The organism is Nonomuraea sp. SBT364 (assembly GCF_001083785.1).
Classification (GTDB): Bacteria; Actinomycetota; Actinomycetes; order Streptosporangiales; family Streptosporangiaceae; genus Nonomuraea.
In genome coordinates, this window is the sequence record NZ_LAVL01000251.1 from 1 (window position 1) to 9,349 (window position 9,349).

A 9,349-nucleotide genomic window follows, 5' to 3' on the forward strand; every position below is an offset into this window, starting at 1 on the left:
CGATATCTAGTCCGGTCTCGGGGGCTGGGAAATGTAAAAAAGAGCCCCCCCCCGCCCCGGCCGCGGCGGCGCCCGAGGCGGTGCCTGTGCCTGATGCGGCGGTCGCGCCCGATGCGGCGGCCGTGCCCGCTCCCGAGGGGGCGCCCGCCGTTGACGAGCGGGTGCCGGTGCAGGACGCGGTGACGCTGGCCGACAACGCGCCCGCGCCCGTCGCCGGAGCCCGTACCGCCCTGCTGGACGCGATCGCCGTGAGCTTCCCGGGCATGGTGGCCACGCGCAACGGCGACCTCGTCCTCCCGAGGGACGCGGGCGACGTGGTGATCGCCGCGCAGGCCGTCAACGCCGTCCGGGCCACGCTGGAGGAACGGGCCCGCCAGAACAACGACCCGGACCACCTGCGCATGGACGCGACCATCCTCCTGGTCCAGGCCACCAGCAGGGGAAGCACCGACCAGGCGACCGCGCCCGCCCCCGGACCGGCGCCGGACCAGGCTCCGGCGGCCCGCCCGCAGAGCAGGCCGGGCACCGTGACGTCCCGGCCGCTGGCGGGCACCCGCTACGTCACGGACGGCCGTTCAGACGGAACCACCCTGACGGCCGACGAGATCGCGGCCGCGGCCGCCTCGCTGAGCGCCGACATGTTCCTGCACCAGGATCTGATCAGCGTCACCTGGTCCTCCACCAGCCGCACGCTGACGGTGGAGCCCCGCTACGGCCCTCCGCAGTACTTCCGGCCCGCGCCAGACAGCCCGCGCCGCGGCGTCATGGGCGAGACCGTGCTCAGCGACAACAGGAGCAGGCCGCACAGCGAGACCAACCCGCACCTCGTCCGCTTCGCCCCGGGCACGGCCGCCGACCAGGTGGCGAGGACCTGGCTGCACGAGGTCACCGACACCCTGCAGCAGCTGGCCGCGCCGCAGCCGCAGGGCGTGCTGCGGCGACTGCTGAGCGGCGGCCGCCGGCGGCAGACCAGCGACGAGTGTGTGCTGGCCCGGCAGAACGAGCTGGCGTACCTCATCGGCCGGTGGCAGCAGGCGCCGACCCCGGAGGAGCAGCGCCTGCTCGCGGTGGACATCGACGGCGTCCTGCGGGACCTCGCCAAACGCGGCCATCCCGCTCCCGCGCCCTGGGCGGCCACGCCGGCCGACCCTCCGCCCAGCGTCCCCGCCGTGCCCCAGAGCGATCCCTCGACCCTGGAGGCGCTCGCCCTCGTCAGGTCCTTCCGCCAGATCGAGCAGAACCTGACGGAACAGATCGCCGCGAAGCAGAAGAGCGCCGAGGAGGCGGACAAGAGGGCCAAGAAGGCCGGGAAGCAGCTCAGGAAGTCCAACAACAACCGCGACCACGGCAAGGCGGAGCGCGTACGCAAGGCACGGCAGGAAATCCGGCTCCACCGTGCCACGCAGGCGCGGCATCTGCGCATGGCCGAGCGGTACGAGAAGGCGCTTCAGCAGGCCACGGCGGCGCGGAAGGCGTACCAGACGTTCACCTCGACCCCGCCGAGCAGCAGGTCGGCGGACCAGGCCAGGAGAGAGCATGAGAGCTTCCTCGAGGCCAGGGCCGCCTCGCTGCCGTCCGCGGACAGCCGGACGGAGTGGGTGCCGACGGGCAGGATCGCCCATCTGACCAAGCTGACCGAGCGCGTCAACGAGCTCCTGGCGGACAAGGGCGTCAATCACGTCTACACCAGCTCCGAGCTGGAGTTCGCCCTCCGCCAGAACTTCCACAAGCTTCTCACCGAGGATGGCGCGGTGCTGCGCGCCGGCAGCGGCAAGAAGTCGGCCGAGGTGCGTATCAAGCTGACCCTTGAGGATCTGGTCGAGGTCTTCGATCCCGCCGTGGTCGCCTCGGAGATCATGGTGGGCATGTTCTCGCTGGGTGGGAGGACGGTCTCGGCCACCCAGGCGAACAGCGTCGGGCGGTCGCCGGGTGTCAGCTCCGCGGTCCTGATCCCGATGTTCCAGGAGGATTCGGGCTGGCAGAAGGCCGCCAAGATGGTCAGGCTGGGCGCCACCCTGAGCGCCGGGCGCAACGGCGGCGTGACCGGTGGTGCGGCGATGTTCACGCAGACCGGCTCGGTCCGCGACGGCCGGCAGGAGTCGCTGCTGTACCGGGGCAAGGCGACCATGACGGTGCAGATCAGGACCTCCTCGTCGCAGGAGTGGGGCACGGCCGTCACCATCGACTCCGGCGTCCCCGGAGACGCGGCCGCCCAGCACGTCTGGGTCGGGCACCCGTTCGTCGAGCCGGCGCCGGAGAAGACCTTCAAGCACGACCCCGGGCCCAAGAGACCCAAGCTCTCCAACGTGACGGTCACCGGCATGACCGGCATGGAAGAGGCGCTCGACGACGCCGCCGCGCAGCTCGGCGACGACTACGCCCAGGTCGGCACCGTCGCCCATCACAATCTGCGCACGGTGCTCGTCGACGAGCTGCCGGTGTCGCTGCGCGAGTCCGTCAACGACGGCTTCGTGCGCACGATCAGCAGCGGCGGCCGCCCCGACGTGCGGATCAAGGTCAAGACGGAGATCATCGCGGTGCCCGACAGCGAGCTGATCGGGCAGCCGGGCCCCGACGAGTGGGAAGAGGAGGTGCTCAACGACTTCGTCGGCGGGCCCGGAGGGACGTCCGCGGGTGGCTCGCTGGGCTTCACCGGCTCGGCCGCGCTGAACCTCGAGGGTCTCCAGGACGTCGACATGGGCGGCTACGGTCCCTCGTTCGGCCCCAAGGGCGAGACCGGCAGGTCGGCGTCACACTCCTACGGCTCGACCGCCAACATGCAGGCCATCCACCCGAGCGTGCAGCGCAAGATGGGCCACAGGCAGGCGTACAGGCTGACGCTCAAGCACACGATCATCGTCGAGCGCATCGGCAAGCCGGCCGCCGCCCCCCTGGAGGTGATGAGCACCGCGCTGGTCAGCATGCAGGAAGCCGCCGCCCTCCGCTTCGGCCTGCCCGTCGACGCGGCCGCCCTGGTCAGGGAGAAGGGGGCCGTGAAGCTGGGGGCCGACGGCGTCCCCGTGCTGCGCGGTGACCCGGACCCGGCCCCGCCGGAGGGACGCCTGCCGGAGCTGCCGACGTGGATGCCCAAGATGCGGGGCGCGGGCCCGGCCCTGGTCCAGGACATCACCGGACTGGACCAGATCTCCCAGGACGTGCTCGACGAGCTGTCGGAGCAGGGCGTGATCCCGAAGATCGTCAACGGTGAGCCGGTGCTGACGGGCTCCGAGCTGACGCGCGCGAGCCAGCTCCTCAACCTGACCGAGGTCGTGCGGCAGCTGTCCCCGCAGCGCATCCAGGCGGCCTACGACCAGGTCGCGCAGGACGGCGTGCTCGTGGACCTGGTACGCCACCGGCCGAACGACTCCCCCGAGCACTACACCCTGACCGTCAAGCTGGCGCAGAACTTCTCCGACGTCACCTACGTCGGGCAGAGCACCTCCGAGGCGGACGTCTACCTCAACATCGGCACCGACACCTCGGGCCGCTCGTACAGCAGGTCCAGGACGTACCCCCTCAAGGGCGGGTCGACCATGGGCGACGGCCCCGGCGAGAGACAGGACGGCCTCTCGCACGAGTTCGATGTCGGCGTCGGCGGAACGATCACCCGTAAGGTCGGGTCGAGCGTCGGCAGCACGCAGAACATCGTCACGCTGGGGGAGAGCACCGGCCCTGTGGCGATCTTCAGGGTCGGGCACAAGCTGACCATCGAACTGTCGCGCGACGGGAAGCACGTGCGCACCTTCGAGGCCGACGGCGACGCCAGGCTCGTGATGGCGGCCGACCTCCTGCCCGAGAAGCAGCCCAGGAACGCGTCCGTGGGCAAGCTGCCGGCCGGCGTCCTGTCCCGCGCGAAGCTGCTGCACCTGGACGGCGGCGGCATGATGGCGGCCGGGCGGCGCGTGCTGCCGAAGGGGATGCGGGCCGGCTCGCAGGCCCTGCACCACTTCGCGGCCCACCTCGGCGTCCGCAGCCTCATCGCCCATCCCGAGTGGGACGAGAACGCGTACCGGACCGAGACGGGCGTCGGCACGCGGGCGGTGCCCGTCCGCGGGTCGCTGGACGTGCAGGGCACGTACGGTGACGCGGAGATCGTCGGCGTCGTCGACCATGTGAGCGGTGACATCAAGTTCGCGCTGGGCAGCGCCGGCGTCAACTGGGGCGGGACCGGCGGCTGGAACGGCGGTGTGACCGTCGCAGGGGCCGACCTCGACGACAACGGCGGCTCCAAGGACGGCGGCAAGCTCTCACCGGCCTCCATGTCCCGCGGGAACTCCACCTCCAGGTCGTTGCTCGACATCTGGGGGACCGAGGAACTGACGATCGAGACCGGCCGGCACTACGTCATCCGCGCCGACGTGGGCTTCCGGCTCACCGGCCAGGAAACCCTCGCCGAGGAGCTGACGCCGGGCGCCGCCAAGGTCGAGCACACCCAGGGCAGCGCCCTGATGACGCTCCCCGAGTACGACGCCCTGCGCCTGTACGCCGACGACGAGTTCAAGCTGCCGCTGCATCTCGTGGCCGACGCGGTCGAGCGGTTCCTCAACGGCAACCTGAACCTCGACCGGATGCTCGCCACCCCGCTCATCCAGCGCTACCTCAAGGACCTCGGCGCGCTGCCCCCCGGGCAGAAGATCGACCTGGCCGACCGGCACACCCCTCGCCGCCTGCTGGACCGCCTCAAGGAGGTGGCCAAGCTGCCCCAGAGCGCCGCCGCGCCGAAGAAGGGCTTCAGGCGGGAATCCGTACGCAAGCAGCTCGACCGCGCGCTGACGCAGGCGGCGGACCTGATCAAGAAGAGCAGCGCCGTCGTGCTCGCCCCTCCGTACGTGAACGCGATGGGGCTGAGCGTGGTCGAGTCCTTCACCGTGACCGACGAGCAGGACAAGACCACCCGGCTCGGGAACGAGATCATCGACATCCTGGAGGAGACGGCGCCGGAGGTGCTGGCGGCCGTCCCGACCCTGCGCAAGGAGGTGGGGGTCGACTTCGCGCGCACGCGCGCCGACATGCACGTCAACGACATGTGGAGCCAGGACGGCTACCAGAAGAGCTATGTCGCCCTGGGCGGCGTGGGCAGCGGGGTCGACGAGGAGATCACCGTCCGGGTGCGGATGGTGCCCAAGGAGGGCACCGAGGCCAACGAGGGGACGCTGGTCGGCCACACCGACGACGCGGGCGTGATCAAGCAGCGCTACCGCTACACCGACATCACCGATTCTGAGACGTTCAACGGCACGTGGGCGTACGGGGCCGAATACTCCGGTTCGGGCAAGGACGAGGACGGCCAGGCGCAGGGCGGCGGGCTCGCCCTGTCGACGGACCGCACCCGATCCTTCACCGGCTCCCGCAACGAGCAGACGACCCGCCTCCAGCGGATCGGCCTGTTCCGCGGGCTGGACCGCGTCCAGCAGGAGATGACGCTCGTCGTCCAGGTGGAGCGCAGACCGCTGCCCGGTGGCAGGACCCGGGGCGTGGCCCGCGCGGTGGCCGGAACCGTTCAGCGCAGCCCGGGGAAGGTCACCACCAGGAGGTTCAACGCCACCCTGGTGCGCCGCATCCCGACCGGCATGATCCGGCCCGTCTCCGAGGCGCCGCCGCCGCGTGCGAAGGTCCAGGACCCTCGGCGGGTCGAGGTGCCGCCGGGCTTCTTCCCGGAGACGCTGTACCAGGAGGGGCCGACGCTGCTCAAGGTCGTCGCCGACCAGCTGGAGAAGATGGTCGGCCCCAGGAGCGTCGCCGTGAGCTGGGCCGAGCTGGTCAAGCGGCTGTCCGTGGACGCCCTGATCACCGGGCTCGAACGCATGTCCCAGCCCGGCGGCGACGTCGTGGTCCCGCTGGGCCGGCTCGGCGCCACCGACCAGGGCGTCGACGTCAGGATCGAGGCCCACGTGTCCGATCTCGACGTCGTCGCCGGGCCGTTCGACGGTGAGAAGGGCGAAGTCGACCGGACGGCGAACACCACGGCGACCACCATGGGCCGCGGCAGGCTGGCCCCCTTCGGCGGGAACGCCTCGGGTAGCGACGACGAAACGGGGTCGAACTACAGCCAATCGATGGGCGAGCAGGCGTCGGAAAGCATGAGCGACGGCAGCGGCGTCCGCGTCGAACGCAGCGAGTTCAAGAAGGGCGCGCTCTATACCGTCCGCTTCCGGGTGGACTACGACCTGACCTTCCAGCACCAGAAGCGCCTGCCCCACATGCGCTCCGAGGCCAAGGGCGAACCGGTCCACCTGCGCAACGCCGCCACCGGCACGATCGACGTGACCCTCTTCGGGGAGGAGATCAACGAGCTGCGCAGCCGGATGGAGGCGGGCATCCGGATCGCGCCCGCTCCCGCATGGACGGGCACCTTCGACGCCACCGGAGGCCAGGGCCTGATCCAGCAGCTCACCGCGGCCCGCCTGGAGGCGCGCAACCGAGGGCAGGTGGCGATCGTCACCGTGACGGAACCGGACGGCGAACACCGCTACCGCGCCTACCCCGACGGCACCGTACGCAGCGAGACCCCGGACGGCGGGTTCGCCGAGGCGTTCGCCACCCTGCCGCCCAACGTGCTCCAGCTGGCCGACCAGGCGAACCTCGACCTGCGCCAGGTGTTCATGTCCTCGCCGCAGCAGGGCACGTTCACCGATCACGTGGTCGAGGCGCTGAAAGCACGCGGCCTCACCCCGGCGGCGCCCGCCGCACCGGCCTACCCCTACACCGAGCCGGCCGCGCCGACCGCCGCCTCACCGGGCAACCCCACCGCGGGGGCGGCCAGCTCAGCCCCGTCCGCCCCCTCGCCCGCGATGCCCGGCACGCCGTTCGACGCCGCCGCCCGAACCGCGGGCGAAGCCCTGACCCTGCCCGAGATCCGCGCCCAGGACCTCACGACGGGTGACCTCGGCGGCGCCGTCACAGGGCTGACGTGGGCGCCGATCGTGCCGGGCGAGGACGCGATCACACTCGTCGCCGACCTGCCGTCCGGGCCCGCCCAGCACATCCGGGTGACCATCGGCGACCCCGGCCAGGACCTGCTGGGCCGTACGGACTTCCGCGCGGGCACCGAAGGCGCCCCGCACGCCATCGTCCTGTCACCGCATGTCGACCCGCACGTCGTGTCGTCCGTCCTGGTGCACGAGCTCACCCACCTCACCCAGCACCGCGCGGCCGAGGAGGCGGGCCGCCCCCAAGGGGTGATCAGGACCTCGCTGCCCTCCGCCGCCCACGCCCACGAGGGCACCGACCACTGCCTGGTGCCGCGCCTCAACGAGCACGCCCACCTGTCCCGCAAGTGGCACGGCACCACCGATCGCACCGCGCGCCTGCGCATCGCCGACGCCCTCGACGCCATCGCCGCCGACATCACCCGGCGCGGCCACATCCCACCCGAAGCTCCGTGGGGCACCGGCCCCCGAGCTCCGGAGACCCAGCCGCGCAGCCGGATCGCCGCCCTGCTGAACTGGGGCGACACCGGCACGCCCAGCGGTCCCGCGCCCCAGACGGCCCCCGCCATGCTGACGCTGCCCGTGACCGCCGCCGCGCAGGCGATCGAACGGGGAGCCGCCCTGGCCGGCGCCTCCGTCCGCCGGATCGGCCCCGGCCGCCTCGACCTGGAGATCCCCGGCCGGACGCCCATCCAGGTCCACATCCGGGCCCCGCGCGAGGGCGGGCCCGCCGCCACCGTGACGGACGGCGTCCTGACCTTCCAGGTCGGCGCCCATGCCCCCATCGGCGCGAACGAGCGAGCCGCCGCGGCCACCGCCGCCGGAGCGGTCGCCCGCGCCGTGGGCGACCCCCGGATGGCCGCCCACCTCGAAGCCCTGGCCCAGATTCACGAAGCCGTACGCCAGGTCCGCACCGCCATGCCCGCCCAGCGGCAGGCCCGCGTCACCATGCTGCTCGACCTGGCCTCCCGCGACGGGCTCCGCCAGGCCGTCCCGCCCCAGCTCGCCGCCGAGATCGCCCAACTGCGGGAGGCCGCCGCATCCGGTCCCCGCACCGACTGGCATCGCCTGCGCCAGGTCACCAACGTGAACGGCTGGGAACCGCCCGAGGAAGAGTGCGAGTGCCCCGACGGCCAGGTGTGCACGTGCGCTCCCCGCGCCGGCACCACCAAGGTCAGTGCATGATGGGAACCCGGACGGACGGCCCGGGCGGAAGGACGGCGATGGCATTCGCGGTGGCGCGCACCAGGGACGAGGCCCACCTCTACCTCGACCTGCATCCCTGCAAGACGTGCGGATCGGTGGACACGACCTGGGCCGCCGGCCTCACCACGATCGACGGCGAACTGGTCAACCGCTACGCGGGCGACTGCGGCGAGTGCGGGACGCCCCGCGAGTTCCTCTTCGGTCTCCCCGAGCGTCCCGTCCCGCCCGCCGGCTACCCCACGTTCGGCGGCGACGAGCCCTCCCAGCTGCTCGACGCCGGCGAATGGCTCTGGGTGGCCGACCTGACCGCGAGCAACGTCCCCGCCGACGACCAGGAGGAGGCCCGCCGCACCCTCGCGATCGCCGCCGCCTCCGTCGAGGAGATCATCAAGTTCATCCCGCCCGGCCAGGACGAGGTGCCCGACGACGCCTTCTGGTCGGACCGCGGGCTGGAGACACGCGCCGCCGAACCCGGCAGGTTCCAGCTCGACCGGCTCCTGATCGTCCGAGACACCTACCGCAACCTGGCGGCCGGCCATGCCTGACCGCGCCCGCTCCCTCGTGGAGGCGTACGTCTACCTCGACCTCATGACCCTCGGCGAGCCGGGGGAGCCCGTCCTCACCGAGGAGCGGGACGCCTGGCGCATCCGTCACGGCGACGTGGAAGTCGTCGTGCCGTACGCCTCCGAGCACGAAGCCCGGCAGGGCGACCTCACCTTCGGCTCCGGTCTCTCCACGCTGATCGACGCGGGCCAGTGGGTCCTCATCGCCACCACGTACGCGGACCGCGCTCTCGAGGGCGCCCTCATGTACGCCAAAGAATAGAAAGAAAAAAAAAAAGACAAGAAGAAAAAAAGAAAAGCCACCCAAAAACAAACAAAAAAAAAAAAAAAAAAAAAAAAAAGAAAAAAAAAAAAAAAAAAAAAAAAAAAAAAAAAAGAAAGAGAGAAGGAAAAAAGAAAGGGGGAGAGGGGGGGGGGAAAGAAGAAGAAGGAAGAAGAGAGAGAGGAAGGGAGAGGGGGAGAGGAGAGGGGGAGAAGAGAAAGAGGGGGAAGGAGAGGAGAGAAGAAAAAGGAAGAAGGAGGGGAAAGAAAGAAAGGGTTGGAGAGGGGGGGGGGAGGAGGAAAGAACGGTGGCCACGACGGCGGCGGGATCGCGGGCGTCGTCCGGGGAGAAAGAGGGGGAGGGGTCGCGCAGGTAGTCGAAGCCGGAAC

3 protein-coding genes are annotated in these 9,349 nt (G+C 70.9%); all 3 read left to right on the plus strand.

Features of this window, described 5'->3' with window-relative positions:
* Positions 1–86: 86 nt before the first annotated feature.
* Genes ADY59_RS45090 through ADY59_RS50840 form a run of 3 tightly spaced genes read left to right on the plus strand, consistent with a single transcriptional unit; the run spans position 87 to position 8,960 of the window.
* The gene (locus tag ADY59_RS45090; protein WP_197094161.1) at positions 87–8,114 is read left to right on the plus strand and encodes a hypothetical protein; all 8,028 of its coding nucleotides are present in this window, start codon (positions 87–89) and stop codon (positions 8,112–8,114) included.
* Positions 8,115–8,152: 38 nt separating this feature from the next.
* Complete coding sequence (locus ADY59_RS45095) at positions 8,153–8,680, plus strand: hypothetical protein (protein ID WP_049576833.1); 528 nt, start codon at positions 8,153–8,155, stop codon at positions 8,678–8,680.
* Positions 8,673–8,960, plus strand: a complete 288-nt coding sequence (locus tag ADY59_RS50840; RefSeq protein WP_049576835.1) for a hypothetical protein — start codon at positions 8,673–8,675, stop codon at positions 8,958–8,960. The genes ADY59_RS45095 and ADY59_RS50840 overlap by 8 nt, the downstream gene beginning before the upstream one ends.
* Positions 8,961–9,349: the final 389 nt, after the last annotated feature.

Bases quoted from the DNA above. Each gene is read 5' to 3' on its own strand.
- ADY59_RS50840 (WP_049576835.1), top strand. From the start codon at position 8,673: ATGCCTGACCGCGCCCGCTCCCTCGTGGAGGCGTACGTCTACCTCGAC.
- ADY59_RS45095 (WP_049576833.1), top strand. From the start codon at position 8,153: ATGGCATTCGCGGTGGCGCGCACCAGGGACGAGGCCCACCTCTACCTC.